Origin of the sequence: Lacticaseibacillus parakribbianus (assembly GCF_025490915.1) — a bacterium.
GTDB classification, from domain to species: domain Bacteria; phylum Bacillota; class Bacilli; order Lactobacillales; family Lactobacillaceae; genus Lacticaseibacillus; species Lacticaseibacillus parakribbianus.
In genome coordinates this window covers 12,610-29,689 of sequence record NZ_JANQBA010000011.1, presented here as the reverse complement: position 1 = coordinate 29,689, position 17,080 = coordinate 12,610, and the positions used below count along the sequence as shown (strand labels likewise).

16 protein-coding genes are annotated in these 17,080 nt (G+C 62.0%); 13 read left to right on the top strand and 3 right to left on the bottom strand.

Features of this window, described 5'->3' with window-relative positions:
• The first annotated feature begins 845 nt into the window (after positions 1–845).
• Complete coding sequence (locus tag NUH19_RS09655; protein WP_262316352.1) at positions 846–1,712, top strand: AAA family ATPase; 867 nt, start codon at positions 846–848, stop codon at positions 1,710–1,712.
• Between the two features lie 19 nt (positions 1,713–1,731).
• The gene (locus tag NUH19_RS09650) at positions 1,732–2,445 is read left to right on the top strand and encodes a class I SAM-dependent methyltransferase (protein ID WP_262316351.1); all 714 of its coding nucleotides are present in this window, start codon (positions 1,732–1,734) and stop codon (positions 2,443–2,445) included.
• Between the two features lie 48 nt (positions 2,446–2,493).
• Here the strand turns inward: NUH19_RS09650 and NUH19_RS09645 are convergent, their stop codons facing one another.
• Both NUH19_RS09645 and NUH19_RS09640 read right to left on the bottom strand, forming a co-directional pair.
• The gene (locus tag NUH19_RS09645) at positions 2,494–3,537 is read right to left on the bottom strand and encodes a hypothetical protein (RefSeq protein WP_262316350.1); all 1,044 of its coding nucleotides are present in this window, start codon (positions 3,535–3,537) and stop codon (positions 2,494–2,496) included.
• A gap of 12 nt (positions 3,538–3,549) precedes the next feature.
• Positions 3,550–4,722, bottom strand: a complete 1,173-nt coding sequence (locus tag NUH19_RS09640) for a DNA cytosine methyltransferase (protein WP_262316349.1) — start codon at positions 4,720–4,722, stop codon at positions 3,550–3,552.
• A gap of 443 nt (positions 4,723–5,165) precedes the next feature.
• Here NUH19_RS09640 and NUH19_RS13200 point away from each other — a divergent pair, with 443 nt between their 5' ends.
• The 7 genes from NUH19_RS13200 (at position 5,166) to NUH19_RS09610 (ending at position 11,238) form a co-directional block, all read left to right on the top strand.
• Entirely contained in the window at positions 5,166–5,306 is a 141-nt protein-coding gene (locus tag NUH19_RS13200) for a type I toxin-antitoxin system Fst family toxin (RefSeq protein ID WP_420844683.1), read from the top strand.
• 439 nt (positions 5,307–5,745) lie between these two features.
• Positions 5,746–6,651 carry a proline-specific peptidase family protein gene (locus NUH19_RS09635; protein WP_262316348.1) on the top strand — a complete coding sequence of 302 codons (906 nt, stop codon included), beginning with the start codon at positions 5,746–5,748 and terminating at the stop codon, positions 6,649–6,651.
• A gap of 90 nt (positions 6,652–6,741) precedes the next feature.
• Entirely contained in the window at positions 6,742–7,575 is an 834-nt protein-coding gene (locus NUH19_RS09630; RefSeq protein WP_262316347.1) for an aminoglycoside 6-adenylyltransferase, read from the top strand.
• A 46-nt stretch (positions 7,576–7,621) separates the two neighbouring features.
• Positions 7,622–8,284 (top strand): histidine phosphatase family protein, encoded by a 663-nt coding sequence (locus tag NUH19_RS09625; RefSeq protein WP_262316346.1) that lies wholly within the window; start codon positions 7,622–7,624, stop codon positions 8,282–8,284.
• On the top strand, positions 8,284–8,841 hold the full coding sequence (locus NUH19_RS09620) for a TetR/AcrR family transcriptional regulator C-terminal domain-containing protein (protein WP_262316345.1): 558 nt from the start codon (positions 8,284–8,286) through the stop codon (positions 8,839–8,841). Before NUH19_RS09625 ends, NUH19_RS09620 begins: the two co-directional genes overlap by 1 nt.
• Positions 8,842–8,993: 152 nt before the next feature.
• The gene (locus tag NUH19_RS09615; RefSeq protein WP_262316344.1) at positions 8,994–9,119 is read left to right on the top strand and encodes a hypothetical protein; all 126 of its coding nucleotides are present in this window, start codon (positions 8,994–8,996) and stop codon (positions 9,117–9,119) included.
• A 424-nt stretch (positions 9,120–9,543) separates the two neighbouring features.
• On the top strand, positions 9,544–11,238 hold the full coding sequence (locus NUH19_RS09610; RefSeq protein ID WP_262316343.1) for an oleate hydratase: 1,695 nt from the start codon (positions 9,544–9,546) through the stop codon (positions 11,236–11,238).
• 321 nt (positions 11,239–11,559) lie between these two features.
• On the opposite strand, the gene NUH19_RS09605 is transcribed toward NUH19_RS09610, so the two are convergent.
• Positions 11,560–12,579: an aldose epimerase family protein gene (locus NUH19_RS09605; RefSeq protein ID WP_262316342.1), complete on the bottom strand. Its 1,020-nt coding sequence runs from the start codon at positions 12,577–12,579 to the stop codon at positions 11,560–11,562.
• 417 nt (positions 12,580–12,996) lie between these two features.
• Here NUH19_RS09605 and NUH19_RS09600 point away from each other — a divergent pair, with 417 nt between their 5' ends.
• The 4 genes from NUH19_RS09600 to NUH19_RS09585 all read left to right on the top strand — a co-directional run bounded on the left by NUH19_RS09600 (position 12,997) and on the right by NUH19_RS09585 (position 16,629).
• Positions 12,997–13,338: a nucleotide pyrophosphohydrolase gene (locus NUH19_RS09600; RefSeq protein WP_262316341.1), complete on the top strand. Its 342-nt coding sequence runs from the start codon at positions 12,997–12,999 to the stop codon at positions 13,336–13,338.
• A gap of 307 nt (positions 13,339–13,645) precedes the next feature.
• Positions 13,646–15,055, top strand: a complete 1,410-nt coding sequence (locus tag NUH19_RS09595) for a DHA2 family efflux MFS transporter permease subunit (protein WP_262316340.1) — start codon at positions 13,646–13,648, stop codon at positions 15,053–15,055.
• Positions 15,056–15,176: 121 nt separating this feature from the next.
• On the top strand, positions 15,177–15,983 hold the full coding sequence (locus NUH19_RS09590) for a Cof-type HAD-IIB family hydrolase (protein WP_262316339.1): 807 nt from the start codon (positions 15,177–15,179) through the stop codon (positions 15,981–15,983).
• Between the two features lie 67 nt (positions 15,984–16,050).
• Entirely contained in the window at positions 16,051–16,629 is a 579-nt protein-coding gene (locus tag NUH19_RS09585) for a hypothetical protein (RefSeq protein WP_262316338.1), read from the top strand.
• Positions 16,630–17,080: the final 451 nt, after the last annotated feature.

Sequence of the window (17,080 nt, the reverse complement as noted above, 5' to 3'; positions counted from 1 at the left end):
TCAACCGAATTCTGTGGCAAACATTAAAATCGGCCGGTTGGACCGCCATTTTTTCCGGTCGCGCCGGTGGGGTCGCTCTCATTTAGAAAGCGGTGCAATTGACCGCACCGGTCGGACTCGTGTTCTCGATTCAAAGACACAATTGATCAGCCATCACGGTCCGGCCGCCCTTGTCCGCCAGGTTGTCCCTACAGTCCCAAGCGATTGCGGCCGTGTGGCGGGGTAATGAGCCTTCTCATAATGGCCGCATAATGAGAGCGGCGGCCAATTGCTCACAATTGACTTGATTAAAACAACATGACCGCTTTGCGAAAACCTGCCCATCGAACGCTTAGACTCGCGCCAAATTTTCAGCAAATAAGGGGCGAAAAGCTGTTCGATTTCTTAGGCAATGCTTAGCGCCCTCTTCTTGCTGCGGGGCCTCCTGCTGGTTAAGATAGACTTGTAAATAAGGAAGTCGCAAGACATCTCACAAGTAGGAGGAAAACGAATCATGATTTTGGCTGCGTTCGGTATTGTTGTTTTAGGATTGGTTGTCGTTGCTAGTGACCAGAGGATTGATGATGTTCAAACCCCTGACAGTCTTCAGCCACAACACTAGTCTTACCAAGAAAGTCGCCTAAGGGCGGCTTTTTTGGTATCCAGGGTGAAGCCGAGCGAACTTAGCGGGACGGGTAGGTCGTCTCCGAAAAGCTGGGCCCCGGGCCTCACCCCCCTATTTTCGGATCCGGCCCGGAATTTTCCAAGCCCTAGCCGCTGCAGATTGCCCGCCGCTGACACGTCTGCTCTCGACGCCTTGAACCAACTTGCGTAGAATGTAAGTAACGTCACGCAAGGAGGTCGCCATGCAGTACCTGGAAAGCTTCACGCTGGCAAGCGAAGATCAGGAATGGGAGTTCTTCGTCAAGGAGGCCAAAAGCCGCGCCTACACGGACTACTACCCGTTCCAACTGTTTCCTAATAAAGACGTCCCGACGCTGCGCTTCGCCGACGTCACCATTTTGTACGGCAACAACGGCGCTGGCAAGTCCACGCTGCTCAACGTGATGGCGGAAAAACTGGGGCTGACTCGCAACGCCCTGTACAACCGCTCGGCCTTTTTCGGGTCGTACCTGGCGCGGTGCGACTACCAGCTGGCCAGCCCCGTGCCCGAGGGTTCGGCCATCATCTCAAGCGACGAGATCTTCAATTACATGCTAGACACCCGGGCTTTGAACCAGGGCATCGACGCCAAGCGCGACGAGATGTTCGCGGATTACCTGGATCACAAGTTCGGCACGTTCCAGTACCACGACCTGAGTGATTACGACGAGCTCAAAAAGACGCTGGAGACGCGGCGCAAAACGCAGTCGCGGTACGTGCGGGAGCACCTGCACAAGAACGTCACCGAACGCTCCAACGGCGAGTCGGCGCTGGCCTATTTTGACCACAAGCTCCAAGACAACCACCTCTACTTGCTGGACGAGCCGGAAAACTCGCTGTCGCCGTCCCACCAGCAGGCCTTGGTCGAGCTGATCGGCCAAAGCGCCCGGTTCTTCGGCTGCCAGTTCATCATCGCCACCCACTCGCCCTTCGTCTTGGCGCTGCCGGGAGCCAAAATCTACGACCTCGACCACGCACCGGTGGTCGTGCGGCCGTGGTCCGAGCTGCCGGAGGTGCGGGTGTTCGCCGACTTCTTCAAGGCTCACGCACGGGAATTCGAGCAAGACTAACCACAACGCGGAGGTCAAAATGTCCACAATCGAACAGTACCACCAGTACGTGTATGAAACCCCGTGGGGCGCGATGTTTTACCGCCTGCTGTGGAATCAGCTGGATCCCTTGATTGAACCGGGGGCACGGGTGCTTGATTTTGGCAGCGGCTTCGGCCACACCGCCAAGCACCTGGCCGCCAAGGCGCAGGTCACCGCCTACGAGCCCGACGCCCGGATGCTGGCGTTGGCCGCAACCGGCTTCACCCAAACCACCGGCGACTGGGCGACGGCGCTTGGGGCCCAGCGCTTCGATTGGATCGTGCTACACAACGTCTTGGAGTACGTGGCCGACCCGGCCGGCTTGCTTCGCCAGCTGACCGCCCGGCTGACGCCCAACGGCCGCTTCTCGATTGTGCGGCACAACCGGTTGGGCCACGTCTTTGCCGCCGCGGTGCTGCAAGACGACCCGGCCCAGGCACTGGCCGCTTACGAGCAAGCGCCGCTTGCGTCGCAGTCGTTCGGCGCCATGAACTTGTACGACAACGCACAGCTGGCCGGCTGGCTGGCCCCGAGACAGCGCATCGCGATGACCTGGGGACTTCGCACCGTGTTCGGCCTGTCTGCCAACAGCGCCATCAAGGCGACCCCGGCCTGGCAGACGCAGATGTTGGCCCTGGAGCGGCGGCTGGCGCTTGACCCGGTGGCGCGAGAAACCGCCTTTTTCCAGTACGTGGTGACGGCGGCGCAATAGCCGCGCAAAAAAGCCGCCTGGGTTGGTCCCGGACGACTTTTTTGCGTCTCACTGCGGCTTTCTGGAAATGGTGTACCGCCGCCCAGTGTCATCGCTGATTTCGAGGGTGCCGCCTTGGTTGCGCAGGGTGATGGCCGTCGGCTGTGGCGCGATGCCGGCCGCGGCGGCCGCAAACACCGGGTGAATGTACGTCTCGATGAACGTGTTCATCCCCGCCTCAGCGTTGGCCGCCAGCAACTGCCACGCCGCCTCCCCGACCGCGCAGCGGCCGCCGGCGTCCAGATAGGCCTGGCGCAGCTCCGTCAGCCGCGGCGACGGCGTCGGGTCCAACACGATCAACACCGGCGTCAGCCCCGCCGCGGCCGCCTCCTTGGGAAAGGATAGCTCCTCGCTGAAGCGCCCCTGCCCCGAGGCGGCGATGGTCATGCGCATCTTGAGCTCGTAGACGGTTTGGGTGGCCTCGACGTAGCAGTCCACCTGGCGGCCCTCTGGCGTCGGCTCGCCTTGCGCGTTCAGCCGGTGGACGACGGAGACCTTGGCCCCCAGGCTCGTGCCACCGAGGCAGCCAACCAGAATCGGCTCGAAGCTGTAGCCCGTCTCCTGGGCGCTGCGGTTATCCAAGTCGTAGGCCAGCTTGCGCCAGCTCATCCAGGCGAACAGCAGGTCGGCATCGGCCAGGCCGTACTCCAAAATCGCGCGTGGCGCAATCTGATTGGCGGTGGGAAAAGGCTGCGTCTGAAGGATGCGGGCGTACTTCACGCGCCGGCGGTAGAGCATCGCCAGGGTACTCATGTAGAGATACTCCGGCTGGTCGTTGTCGTCAACCGCCGCCAGGTGCAACACCTCATAGGCCTGCTCGTCGGTCACCGGCGGTAGCGCCGCCAGCTGGGCCGCGTCGATTGCGTACAGGCCGCGCTGGGCCAAGGCGAAGGTGGCGTCGTCCATCCAGGACTCGCGCCGCCCGGCGTGTAGGTCGAGCCGGGTGATGGTCGCCAGAAGCACCACTTCCTTGGGTTCAATCAACACCAGCGTGTCGCCGGTGCCGTGTGACGCGAACTGGCGGTAGAATTTGAGCTTTGAGCCTCGAAGCATCGTGGTCTCCTTTCAGATATCCAGGTTCAGCTGCTGAACCGTCAGCGGCTGAAGCAGCGCCAGCGTCCGTTGCAGGGCGGGGCTGACCCCGGTCGACTTGGTCAGCTGCGCCGCCACCAGCCCCTGGGGAACAACCGCGGCCGCAGTCTGATCCGCCTGCAGAATCGAGGCGGCCAAAAGCGCGGCGAAGCGCGGCGGCACCGCGTTGCCGATCTGCAAAAGCCGCTGGCTCTTGGTCCCGCAGAACCGAAAACTGTCGGGGAACGTCTGAATCCTGGCGCATTCGCGCAGCGTCAGCGTCCGGTCCAAGACCGGATGCACGAACTCGCGGCTGGCCGCGCTGGTGATGGTCAAGGCCGGCTCGTCGTATTGCAGCCGCTTGAGGCCGCTCGGGGCGCCGCCGCGCCTGGCGCTGGCGGTGCCGTCTTGCACCCGCCGGTGAGCCCGGCGGCTGAAGGAGTCATGCTGCAGCGTGAGCGGCAGGTCCTTCATCGACTGACCCGGCAAAAGCGCCCGGATTCGCGCCGCCTGCAGGGCGGTTGGGGCAACCGGCACCTGATCGATCGCGGCATCCACCACGTTTTCCAAGTCGCCGATGGCGTCGCGCAAGGTGCTGGCGCCGTTGCGGTAAATCGCCCCGGAGGCCGGTTCGATGGGCTGGGGAAACGCATAGCGCTTGCCCTCGCGGTTGCCCACGATGATGACGCGCTTGCGCCGTTGGGGAATGCCGTACTCCTGCATGTACACCTTCTTGACCGCCAGCGAATAGCCCAGCGCGATCATCGCCTTGAGGGTCTCTTCCAGGTAGCGCCCCTTGGCGGCCGTCAAGAGCCCCTCGACGTTCTCCATCACGAACCAGCGGGGATGAAGGATCCGCAGCGCCTCGGCGTAGTTGCGGATCAGCGCGTTGCGCGGATCGGCCCAAAACTTCGCGCCGGCGGAGGTGAAGCCCTGACAAGGCGGGCCGCCGATCACGAGGTCGAGGTCCCCGGCCAGCGCCAGCTCGTCGCGCATGCGGTTGAAATCGCAGCTGGCCAGATCCACCTGGTGGGCCACCCCGACGTTTTGGCGGTACGTCTGGACCATCGGCGCCATGTTGTCATACGCCGCCATAATCTCGACGCCGGCTTGCTGGAAGCCCAGGTCTAACCCCCCTGCGCCTGAAAAAATGCTCACGGCCTTCATCCGCCACGCTCCCCTTCTGAACAACGCCCGTTGCCGAGCTGAATACGTCTCATTATACTACACTTACAATATGTAACAAACATGTCGCCAGATCAGAGCCCATTGTCTCATGTGACGCGCGGTGGCGACCGCCTCGCGACCGCCGCCATTGTGCCAAAAAGGAGTAGCTTTAACTTTGAGATCACACACTGACACATCGGCATTATGAGATGTTCTCGGCGCCCGGCACGCTTTGAATTAGGTCATATCAGGCACTTAGATTACTAGAGCCACCGGCCACGGTGGCGTTATTGATGATGGAACAAAAAAAGCCGCACAGCTTGCGGACTGTGCGGAATGGGCTAGTCGCCCCTGTTTGACCTACGATGATTATAGCACGTTGCCCGTTTGGAAGCAATTCGAGCACGACTGTTCAGCCCGGCTTCTGTCAGATATAATAAGCTGTGCCGCTGCGCCTTGCGAACGCGATACCGCGCCAAAAGGTGGTGGTTAGTTTGTCCCAGTTTGACCAAGCGATTGTCGCGCCGCTACTTGTCGGTGTAATCCTGCTCATTATGGATCACTGGCTAGACGGCCGCAAGTAGCTTAACAAGCGGCGGCAGCGTCTAGCAGTTTGGTATCAGGCGTCACCTTCTTGCGGGGGTGGCGTTTTTGTCCTTTCTAATCCGTCGGAGGATGATTGGCATGATGGCCAGCGCTTTCCCAGAATCCAACGTGCGTCATAATGTTGTCGCTAAGATGAGTGGAAAGAATGCTACAAGTACCCACAGTGCCTCGCCTACTTTCTGCTGCATGCATCCACCGGCATCCGGCGTTGCGAGGCTGCTGCCTTGACCTATTGACGCTGGCTTTGAGCACAACACAATCGACATTAACAAGACTCAGTAAGAGATTACTGTGGGGATTACTAGCAGCAGTTTTGATTAGCGTCAAGCATGGTCAAGCCCGTCACATCAACGATTAAGTGCCATTTCAGCGTTATAGTGCTAAAATGAGGTATCTCTTAGAAAAGCGGTGACTGTAATGAAGCAAGGAACCACCATCTTAACGCTTGATAACGGCTACCACCTGTGGACCAACACGCAAGGGCAAGGCGACATCCACCTGCTTTGCCTGCACGGCGGCCCCGGCGGCAACCATGAGTACTGGGAAAACTTCGGTGAGGAGCTCGCCGACCTCGGCGTGCAAGTCCACATGTACGACCAGCTGGGCTCGTTTTACTCCGATCAGCCGGACTACTCCGACCCGGAAATCGCGGCCAAGTACCTGACCACCGACTACTTCCTCGGCGAGGTCGAAGAGGTTCGCCAAAAGCTCGGCCTGAATCACTTCTACCTGATCGGCCAAAGCTGGGGCGGCGCCTTGACGCAGCTTTACGCCCTGAAGTACGGTGAGCACCTCAAGGGCGCGATCATCTCCAGCATGATCGACAACATCGACGAGTACGTGGTCAACATCAACCGCGTTCGCGAAGAGGCCCTGCCGCCGTCGGCCGTCAAGTACATGCAAAAAATCGAGGCGGAAGGCAACTGGAAGGACGCGCAGTACCAAAAGTACGTCGACATCCTGAACAAGGGCTACGTGGACCGCAAGCAGCCGCCTGCCATCTCTCACCTGATCGACACCACCGGCACCGCCGTCTACAACGCCTTCCAAGGCGATAACGAGTTCGTCGTCACCGGCAAGCTCAAGGACTGGGATATCCGCGACCAGATCCACAACATCACGGTGCCGACGCTTTTGACCTTCGGCGAGCACGAAACCATGCCGGTTCGCTCGGCCCAGCGCATGGCCGAAGACATTCCCCACGCGCGGCTGGTCACCACCCCCAACGGCGGCCACCACCACATGATCGACAACGCGCCGGTGTACTTCAAGCACCTCAAGGACTTCATCTCGGACGTCGAGAACGGCACGTTCAACGACTAACCCGATTGAGACCGGCCACCGCCGGTCTTTTTTCGTGTGGTCAAAACGGTATAATAAAATCGATTGCATCATCACCCACAGGAGGCCAACATGACAGACTTAGACCGCTTCATCGCCCTGGCCGAGACCGACGCCAACGTCTTGGCGATCGGCACGGAAGGCTCAAGCAACAACCCCAACACCCACCCAGACGCCTGGGTCGACCTGGACGTCACGCTTTTTGTCGCCGATCCCACGGCAACCGACGGCAACTGGTGGATTCACCAGGTCGGGTCGCCGACCTTGGTGCAACACCTCGCCAACGAGGCGCTGTTCGGGGCGTCCAGCAGCGTCTGGGACACCTACCTGACCCGCTACCCCGGAACGCGGCGCATCGACCTCAAAGTCGCCCCGGCCACGGACATCGCGGGCTACCTGGCGGCCGATTCGCTCAACGGCCTCGTCTGGCGGCGGGGAAGCGGCCGCCAGACGCCGACCACCGACGCGTCTAGCCACTGGGTCGCCGTGCCCGACCAGACGGCGCTTGACGCCTGCGCCAACGAGTTTTACTGGTGCCTGGGCAACGCGGTCAAGGGCGTGGCCCGACACAACCTGGTTTACGCCAACGAAATGCTGAACCGCTACACCCGGCCGATGCTGATCGACATGCTGGGCTTTCGGGCGACCGCGCAACGCCACGGCCAATTCGACGCCGGCGTCTGCGGCAAGTACACCTGGGAGACGCTGACGGCCGCCGAGCAGCAGGCTTTGGCCGCGACCTACAACCAAGCCGACCTGACCGGCATCACCGCCAGCATCAGGGCTTGCCTTGACCTGTTCACCCCGGTTTACCAAGACGTGATGGCGCTGACGGGGCTTGCCCCGATGCCGCACCTTGCGACCGCCCAAGCGCAGTTTCGCGACTGGCTGGCCGAGCTGGCCTAGCCTGCCTGTGGTAAAATAGTCCCAAGCAAACACATTGGAGGTCGTCATGAAAACAGTCACCGTCTACTTGGTCCGTCACGGTCAAACCTGGTTCAACAAGTTCAACAAGATGCAAGGCTGGTCCGACTCGCCGTTGACCGAGTCCGGCCTGGCCGATGGCCGCCGGGCCGGTGAGGCGCTGAAGCACATCACCTTCACCCACGCCTACTCCAGCGACACCATGCGGGCCAGCAACACCGCCGAGCTGGTTTTGGCCAACAACTTCAACACCCACGTCACCCTGACCACCACGCCGCTGTTTCGCGAGCAGTTCTACGGCTACTACGAGGGTGAAGACTCCGCCAAGGCCTGGTACGCCGTCGGGGCGCCGCACGGGGCTCGCACCTTCAAGGACCTGATCGCGCAGTTCGGCGTCGACGCGACCAAGGACTTCATGCACGAGGCCGACCCCTTCCACGACGCCGAGGACGCCTTGACCTACTGGACCCGCCTGCAAAAAGGCTTCAAGATGCTGCGCGACGAGAACCAAAACGGCGACAACGTGCTCCTGGTTACCCACGGCACCACGATTCGCAGCATCATCGACAAGTTCGGCAAGGACGACGGCTTTGTGGTCACCGACAGCCCCCGCAACGGCTCGATTTCCAAAATCGCCTTGACCGACGAAGGCGTCAAGGTGCTGAGCTACAACCAGCTGGCGGTGATGTGATGAGCCGGCCGGACACCAAGCAGCTCCTGGCTGCCACGCTGCGCGACATGATGGCCACCACGGCGCTGGATCACATCACGATCAACGCCCTGACCGCCAAGGCCGGCGTCACCCGCAACACGTTTTACTATCACTTCGAGGACATCTACTCGCTGCTCGCGTGGGTCTACCAGCAGGAAATTATCACGCAGATGGAAAAATACGCGCAGATTACCGAGTGGACCACCGCCTACCGCATGCTTTTGACCTACATCGAGGACAACCGCGCCTTTTGCCTCGCGAGCTTCAACTCCGTCGGCCGCGACCTCTTGGAGCAGCTGCTGGCGACCGTCGCCGAGCAGTTCGTTCGCGGCGTGGTGGAAGGCACCGACGCCAAGCTGCCGCGCCACTTGCAAGACGACATCTGCAACTTCTACGGCCTGGCGCTGGTCGCCCAGGTCATCCAGTGGCTGATGCGCGGCCTGATCGAGGACAAGGACGCGATGGTCAAACGCGCCGAGGTCATGATGACCGGCGCCTTGGCCCTGGCGGTTCGCAACTCCCGCACCATGTATTAACATAATTATTTAATCGCCGAGTGGGGCTGACCCGCTCGGCTTTTTGATTGTCCAGACCAATTCGATTGGACAAACCCCAGTGCTTGTCCATTGAACGGCCTTGTTTCACCGGCCTATACTGAAAGCGTAATCAAAAAGTGAGGTGAAAGGTTATGAAGAAAGCGTTATTACTGACCGCAGTCGGCCTCGCTGCCGCCACGGCCTACACCCTGTACAAGTTGGACTGGTTCCACGACGACGCCAAGGACTACGCGAAGTACGAATCGAACAGAGCGTGAGCCAAGCCGGGCTTAGCGGGGCGGCTTTGGGAACGCGTTTAGCGCGTGAGACACGGCGTATTTAGCGAACCGATTGGCTCTGCTAGTCTCGGAAATCCGGGCTCCGGCCCGGGCACACCACTACTTCCAGCTCCGGGCCGGGGCGGCCGAACCTCCGTCCTACCTAGAGGGTCATTAAACAAAATTGATTCTCGAAACTAGCCACAAATTGATTTTTAGTTTTAGATACGCCCTCGCCACGCGATTGAGTGGGTCTCACCTCAGTGGTGTGGCGTCGCGAATCACGTTCACATTGCGGCGGGAAACGCGTTTAGCGCGTGACCCCGGCCAAACTTAGCGCGTTCGCAAGCGCATCTGGGTCCGATTCCCAACGCGCTTGCAAAGCCGCACGTTTCATCAGAACTGACAGATTAGGAGGAATAGTATGATCAAACACAAAGCGATCATGATCGGGGCCGGGCTGGCCAACATGGCCAGCGCCGTCTACCTGATCCAAGAAGGCCACTGGAACGGCGACGCCATCACCCTGTACGGCATCGACGACCACGGCTCCAACGACGGCAGCGCCGCCTCCGAGCAGGCGGCCGACTACTGGAACGCCGAACACCCGCTGGACAACAGCACGGGCTACATCGCCCGGGGCGGCCGGATGCTGAACTACCGCACCTACGTCGACCTGATGGACCTGCTGTCGCGCGTCGACTCCGCCACGGAGCCGGGGATGACGGCGGCCGAAGACACCCGCGACTTCGACGCCAAGCACCGCACCTTCGACAAGGCCCGGCTGATGCGCCGCGGCGACGGCATTTTGCAGGCCGGCAAGCTCGGGTTGAACAACCTGGACCGCGCCCTTTTGACCAAGCTTGTGATGATGCCCGACAAGGACGAGACGCTGCTGGACAACGTCTCGATCGCCGAGTATTTCAAGGACGACCCGCACATGTTCACCACCAACTTCTGGTACATGTGGGAGACCACGTTCGCCTTCCGCACCCAAAGCTCGGCCCAGGAGCTGCGCCGCTACATGCACATGATGCTCTACGAGTTCACGCAAATCGAGCACTTGGTCGGCGTCAACCGCACCCGCTACAACCAGTTCGAGTCCATCATGCTGCCTTTGATCAACTACCTGAAGGCGCAGGGCGTGACCTTTGCGCTGGGTAAAATCGTCACGGACTGGACCTTCGCCGACAGCCCGATGCAAGACGAGATCACCGTCACCGGCCTGACGATTCAAGACGCCCACACCGGTGACGTCGAGCAGGTCGCAGTCGACGACGACACCGCCGTGATTTTCACCAACGGCAGCATCACCGACTCCGCGACGCTTGGCGACTACGACACACCGGCCCCGGAGAACATGGACTACGGCTTGTCGGCCGCGCTGTGGAAAAAGGCCGCGGCCCGGTTCTACAACCTGGGCAACCCGGACAAGTTCTTCGCCGACCGCGCCGCCTCCGAGTGGGTCAGCTTCACGCTGACCACCAAGGACCACGTGCTGCTCAACGAGATCACGCGCATCACCACCCAGGTACCGGGCAACGCGCTGAACAGTTTTCTCTCGACGGCGCCGATCACCGACCTCGGCAAGCCCGACGTGAACATGTCCATCGTCGTGCATCACCAGCCGCACTTCACGACGCAAAAGCCTAACGAGGCGGTCATCTGGGGCTACTTCCTGTACCCACGCCGCACCGGTGAGTTCGTCAATAAGCCGTACATCGAGATGACCGGCAAGGAAATGCTGCAGGAGCTGATTGGCCAGCTCAGCATGGTCGACCCGGGCCCAATCAACATCCGCGAGCACACCGCGGCAATCATGGACTCGGTCATCAACTGCATCCCGTGCTACATGCCATACGCCTCCGCGCTGTTCAACAACCGCGCCAAGACGGACCGGCCGGAGGTCATCCCCGCTCACTCGACCAACCTGGCCTTCACCGGCGAGTTCGTCGAGCAGCCTTACCAGATGATCTTCACCGAGCAAAGCGCCGTGCGGTCGGGGGAAATCGCCGCCTACCACTTCGCCGGCATTCCGATGAGCCACCTGGTCAAGACGCCGCGCTACGACAAGGACCTGCCGACGCTGCTTCGCGCGACCAAGAAAATGTTTGAATAAAAGTTCCACGCAAATAGCCCTCCCGACACACGCCGGAGGGGCTATTTTAGGTTATAAGAGATCACGCTACTATCGTTTCAGCGTGTCGTGATGCGTTCCGGTCGCCAGCAGCAGAAACAGTGTGTCCTGATCAAGGATCCGATATCGCAGAACCCCGGCGCGTATTTCTGACCAACGCGGCTGTCCCAGTCCGGGGCAACCTTTCTCGTAACAGGTGATGACCGAGACGCGCCATCTCCGCCGCGTTCTGGGTTAACAAAACCCCAACCACGTGGTCCAACCAGGCCATTTTGGCCCCACTCCGTTCACGCCACTCGCGCTTCAGTAGCCAAAGGTCCAGCTGGTCGTCGCGTCAAAGGCCGCCCCCGGCACCAGCACGATGGCGTTGAGCGTTGGGTCGGCGGTCGGCGGGAATTGCGCCTCAAGCGCCACGCCCGAGTAGCGGCCGAGGTTGGCGGCCACACCGGTGTGATCGAAGTGATTGGCCGTGTAAACCACAATCGCCGGTTGCGTCGTCGCCATCGTCACGCTGCGACCGCTGCCAGGCAGCGTCAGCACGGCGGCCGGAGCTTGGCCGGTCAGCAAGAACGGGTGGTTGAGTCCATTTTGCGCCACGATCTGCGGCTCGGCACTGTCCAGTGCCGTTGCCAGCGGCTGGCCCTCACGAAAGTCAAAGGCGGTGCCGGCCACGCTGCGCTGACCCAAGGTTGGGATGCTTTCGGCGTCCAGCGGCAGGTAACGGTCGGCGGCCAGCTGCAGCACGTGCTCTGCCACCGTGCCATCGCCCAAGTTGAAGTAGACGTGGTTGGCCGGATTGAACGGCGTCGGCGCGTCGCTCACCGCGTGAAGCCGGTAGGTCAGACAATCGGCGTCGTCCAAGGTGTAGGCCGCCTCGAGCCGCACGTTGCCGGGGTAGCCGGCGGTATCGGCCGCGTCGAACAGGCTGAAGGTGACGGTCGCGGCGTGGTCGCCTTGCTGCAGCCGAAAATCAAAGACTCGTGTATCGTAGCCGTGCGGCCCCCCATGCGCGTGGTTGGGGCCGTCGTTGCACTCAAAGCGGTGCAACGTCGAACCCTCCTGCCACTCACCGTGCCGCATCCGGCCGATAACCCGCCCGACCGTGCCGCCCAGGAAGTTACGGTCCCTGGCGTAGTCCTCGCGGGTGTTAAGGTGCATGATGGCGTCGTGCTGGCCCCCTTGTGGCGTTGGCAAAAGCACCCGCTCAAGCGTCGCCCCGTGGCTCAGCAGCTTCACCACCACGCCGTTGCGGTTGGTGAGCGTGAGCTCGCACAAGTCCCGGCCGGCCCGGCGATCGTAGGCCTCAACGTTAATTCGATTCATTGTCATTCCTCCTCAGTAAGCGTTGTCAGCTCAAGCATACCGCAGCGCCACGCCAGGTCAATGGGCAAAACGCGGCCGCCAATCCCCCAGGTTGGGCGCTGACCATTGGACTGCGAACCGGTGCGTCGCTGCCGGGACTGAGTCGGCAGCGGAGGAGCCAGCAGCGGATAAGGCGGCAGAGGAGGAGCCAGCAGCGGATTGGCGGCAGAGGAGGAGCCAGCAGCGGATTGGCGGCAGAGGAGGAGCCGGCCACGGAGAAGCCAGCGGCGGACACCCCAGCAGCAAGCGGCAGTCACCACCAGTCGGCGCCTCGGCCTGTCGCCGGCGCCGCGCCGGCCGCCGCTCGCCCTTCTCCTGGCCGAACCGCTGTGCTACACTGGGACCAGTCCCCATCACTCAATCAAAGAAGGTAACGTTATGACCGTTCATCCCATCGCCCCAACCAAGGTCGCCGTCGACCAAGACAGCGCCGCCGCCTACCGGGCCCTAATTCAGCAGATTGTAGCGTTTCGCAATGCCCGCGGCTGGGACGAAGCCCAGTCGCCGGTCAACCTGGCCAAGTCGCTGAGCATCGAGGCCAGCGAGGTCCTGCAGTGCTTCCAATGGGCCGATACGCTGCCAAAAGAAGACGTCCCGCACCTGGCCGAGGAGCTCGCGGATGTGCTGACCTACAGTTTTTACCTCTGCGACCGCTTCAACCTCGACCCACTGAAGTTAGTCGCCGCCAAAAACGCCATCAACGACCACCGCGAGTGGTGAACCGCGTCGACTCGGCGACGCGGCGTGGCCGCCGGTCGCTCCGGCGTAGTGCTTGCGTCGCTCGCGGTCGCCAGCAGGTTCCAGCCGCGCGGTCGCCGCAAGTGCTGGCCGGTCGCCGCGCGTTGGCGGTTGACTTTTCCCGCCGCGGTCATTAAGATAATCACCGTTACTTTTCATTCGGCGAAATGCCCACACAGCCCAGCGCTATGCCTATGCGTTGCGACAACACCCTTCCGGCCCAGACCGGAGGGGTGTTTTTGCGTCCCAGGTGCGGCTCGCCACTTTACAGTAAGGATGGTTTTATTTTATGCAAAATGATTCAACGCTTCCCAAGGCTCGCGTCACGCTCGCGCATCCCGCGCTGGCGATTCTCGGCCTGATGATCGGTTCCTTCGTCGGCATGTTCTCCGAAACGGCGCTGAACATCGCGCTGCCGTCGATGATGACCGCGCTTCACGTCACGCAAGGCACCATTCAGTGGCTGGTCACCGGCTACATGCTGGTGATCGGCATCTGCATGCCGCTGTCGAGCCTGCTATCGCGGCGCTTCCCCACCAAGGCCGTCGTGCTGACGGCGCTTGGCGCCTTCATGCTCGGCGCCGTAATCGCCGCGGTCGCCAGCACCTTCCCGGTGGTCCTGGTCGGCCGCATGATTCAGGGCATCGGCACCGGGCTGGTGCTGCCCTTGATGTTCAGCATCGCCTTGCAAATTTTCCCACCGTACAAGCTCGGCGCGGTGATGGGCATGGCGGCCTTGGTCATCATGTTCGCCCCGGCGATCGGGCCGACCTTGGCCGGGCTACTGCTCGCCAAGTTCTCCTGGCACGCGATTTTCTGGGTGCTGGTGCCGATTCTGGCCATCGCCTTCGTGCTGGTCGCCGCAACGCTGGGCGACGCCTTTGAACGTCGCAACGTCGCCTTCGACTGGCTGGCCATCGTGTTGTCCACCGTCGGCTTCGGCGGTATCGTGATCGGCGTCTCCAGCGCCTCTGACCACGGTTGGCTGGCTGCCCCGGTGCTGCTTGCCCTCCTCGTCGGGATTGTCGCCTTGGTGGCCTTTGCGCGGCGGGAGCTGCACCAAGACGCACCGATGCTGAACCTGCGCGTGTTTGACAGCCGCGCCTTCACCTTCGGCACCTTGCTGGTGATGCTCGACTTCGGCGTCATTTTGGCGGCGATGTACCTGCTGCCGACCTACCTGCAAAAAACGATGGGCCTGCCCGTCGCGATGACGGGCCTGGTGATGCTACCGGGCGGCGTGGTCAACGCGCTGGTGTCGGCCCTGGCCGGGCGGCTCTTTGACCGCTACGGCGCCAAGTGGCTGACCAAGCTTGGCTTTGCGATTGCGGCAATCGGGGTGATTATCTTGATGACCACCAACGCTCACAGCAGCCTGGCCCAGGTGATCGCCGGCCACATCGTGCTGATGATCGGGGCACCGCTTGCGATGTCGCCGGCGCAGACTTACGGGCTGAACAGCCTGGACGGCGCGACCTCCGCGGATGGCAGTGCGATTTTGAACACGCTGCAGCAGATTGTCGGCGCCGTGGCGACCGCGATTGCGACCAGCGCATTGGCCGCGGGGATGCGCAGCCAGCCGGGGCTGGCCGGCCAAACCGCCGGCGCCCACGCCGGATTCGCCTTCGTGCTGGCGCTGGCGGTGGTCGCCTTTGCCGTTTCCTTTGGCATCCGCGGCAAGGACCAGGCCGCCAAGTAACGCGTTTGACAGGGACCGCCGCGGCGGTCCCTTTTTGCTGTCCAACGGGGAAACACTTGCCGCCTCAGCTGAAAACGCTTAGACTGGCCAGTGAAGCAAACTAACTACAAAGGACGTCATTATGTCACCATACGCAATTTTCATGGATATCGACGGCACCCTGGTCGGCCGCAGCCAGGTGCCAAGCCCCGCCACCAAGGCCGCCATCGCTAAGTACCGCGCGGCCGGCCACCAGTTCTTCATCGCCACCGGTCGCGCCTTGTTCTCGGCCCGGGCGATGGCCGACCGCATCGGCCCCGGCCTGAACGTGATCTGCGCCAACGGCTCGGTCACCCAGGTCGCAGGCGAGACCAGCGGCATTCGCCTCGGCGCAACGGAGCTCGCCGGCATCTACCAGGTCGCCAAGCGCTTCGGGGCCCGGGCGACCTTGTTCACGGAAACCGGCGTGGTGTCGCTGGAGGACACACCGATTGCCGTCAGTCGCGACGCCGCCCACCGCATGGCCGGCGAGGACCCGCGGCGCAACCGCACCGTGCATTCGGTCCAGGAGCTTTGCGCCTTGGCGCCGGACATCACCAACGGCATCATTTTTCACCCGGACCCAAGCACCCTAGCTCAGGCCAAGCAGGCGCTTGGCGCCTATCCCGGCCTCGACCTCAGCTCGTCGAACTTCGACAACATCGAGATCACCAGGCACGGCATCAACAAGGCCAGCGCGATTCGCCAGGTCTGCGCCCAGCTCGCCATCCCGCTGCGCCGCACGATGGCGTTCGGCGACGGCAGCAACGACCTGCAGATGCTGACCACGGTGCAGTACGGCGTGGCGATGGGCAACGCCAACGCCGAGGTGCTGGCGGCCACCCACTACAAGACGCTCGACATCAACCACGACGGCGTCGCGCATTACCTGAACGCCTTCTTCAAGTAGCGGCACTTTTGCGTTTCGCCCAGGGAATTGGTACACTGAAACCAAATCCTGACTAAGGAGCCAATCCATGAAACTCACCAAAAAACTGATCGCCGTCGCCGCCTTCGTCGTCCTGCTGGGCGCCGCCGCGGTGCAAACCACCACCGCCGCCGACTCAGGCGACTCGGCCCAAACCAGCAGCAGCCAAAAAGCCAGCAGCAAGGCCGCAAGCAACAGCGCGAAGGCCGCAAGCAAGGACGCCAAGGCGGCCAGTGGCAGCAGCACCAAGGACGGCGCCGAGGACGCAAGCGCCGACGCCGCGAGCCTGGCCCCGGGCGAAAAGCCCGAGCCCAAGGTGACCGAAAGCAAGGCCAGCAAGGGCGAAAAGAAGCGGCTGGTCGCCTACCTGGAGATCACCAACGACCAAACCGGTAAGGCGGTTCGCTACGGCCAGGTCTACGACACCAGAGACAGCAGCGGCCTCAAGCGCGACCACGAGCAATCCGGCTGGATGGGCATGACCTACAACGACATCCCGAGCTTCCCGCGCTTCAACCTGACACCGGCCGAGATCAAGGCCGACGTCGCGGCCGTCGGCGTGACCGCGACCAACAAGCAGACCTGGAGCATCACCCAGCACAAGGTGACCTTCCCGGAGGCCGAATGAGCACCACTGAACAACTAGGGCCCAGCCGACGCGAGACGTCGGCTGGGCCCTTGGCGTGTTGCCTCGCTACGCCAAATTTTTCAACCGCCAAGCCGCATTGCGAGCTTCAAAGTTGACGGCCAACATAACAAGGCTTACACTGGCTTCAGATGATTATCTTAGGACGGGGCGGCGGCTTTGATCACAGCCGTTGCATCGCCACCGTCTATGGGGAACGGTCCGGGACATAAGCATTCCCAGTACCCCACTCATGCCATGCCGAACCTGGCAACAACGCCGACGTTTTCGCGCAACGGTCCCCTCCGATTGGGACCGACCACCAGGGTGTGGACCACCACCCACCGGCCGCGTTTTGTCCCGCCTACTCGCAATGCGAGGTAGCTGCGGCGGAGCATTGACCGGTGGCTTGTTTCAAGTTGTACTGCCGGCCAGACACTACCGGCCGCCAACC

Excerpts from the sequence above, each read along its gene's own strand:
- NUH19_RS09655 (WP_262316352.1), top strand. The coding sequence starts at position 846 with ATGCAGTACCTGGAAAGCTTCACGCTGGCAAGCGAAGATCAGGAATGG.
- NUH19_RS09650 (WP_262316351.1), top strand. The coding sequence starts at position 1,732 with ATGTCCACAATCGAACAGTACCACCAGTACGTGTATGAAACCCCGTGG.
- NUH19_RS09645 (WP_262316350.1), bottom strand. The coding sequence starts at position 3,537 with ATGCTTCGAGGCTCAAAGCTCAAATTCTACCGCCAGTTCGCGTCACAC.
- NUH19_RS09640 (WP_262316349.1), bottom strand. The coding sequence starts at position 4,722 with ATGAAGGCCGTGAGCATTTTTTCAGGCGCAGGGGGGTTAGACCTGGGC.
- NUH19_RS09635 (WP_262316348.1), top strand. The coding sequence starts at position 5,746 with ATGAAGCAAGGAACCACCATCTTAACGCTTGATAACGGCTACCACCTG.
- NUH19_RS09630 (WP_262316347.1), top strand. The coding sequence starts at position 6,742 with ATGACAGACTTAGACCGCTTCATCGCCCTGGCCGAGACCGACGCCAAC.
- NUH19_RS09625 (WP_262316346.1), top strand. The coding sequence starts at position 7,622 with ATGAAAACAGTCACCGTCTACTTGGTCCGTCACGGTCAAACCTGGTTC.
- NUH19_RS09620 (WP_262316345.1), top strand. The coding sequence starts at position 8,284 with ATGAGCCGGCCGGACACCAAGCAGCTCCTGGCTGCCACGCTGCGCGAC.
- NUH19_RS09615 (WP_262316344.1), top strand. The coding sequence starts at position 8,994 with ATGAAGAAAGCGTTATTACTGACCGCAGTCGGCCTCGCTGCCGCCACG.
- NUH19_RS09610 (WP_262316343.1), top strand. The coding sequence starts at position 9,544 with ATGATCAAACACAAAGCGATCATGATCGGGGCCGGGCTGGCCAACATG.
- NUH19_RS09605 (WP_262316342.1), bottom strand. The coding sequence starts at position 12,579 with ATGAATCGAATTAACGTTGAGGCCTACGATCGCCGGGCCGGCCGGGAC.
- NUH19_RS09600 (WP_262316341.1), top strand. The coding sequence starts at position 12,997 with ATGACCGTTCATCCCATCGCCCCAACCAAGGTCGCCGTCGACCAAGAC.
- NUH19_RS09595 (WP_262316340.1), top strand. The coding sequence starts at position 13,646 with ATGCAAAATGATTCAACGCTTCCCAAGGCTCGCGTCACGCTCGCGCAT.
- NUH19_RS09590 (WP_262316339.1), top strand. The coding sequence starts at position 15,177 with ATGTCACCATACGCAATTTTCATGGATATCGACGGCACCCTGGTCGGC.
- NUH19_RS09585 (WP_262316338.1), top strand. The coding sequence starts at position 16,051 with ATGAAACTCACCAAAAAACTGATCGCCGTCGCCGCCTTCGTCGTCCTG.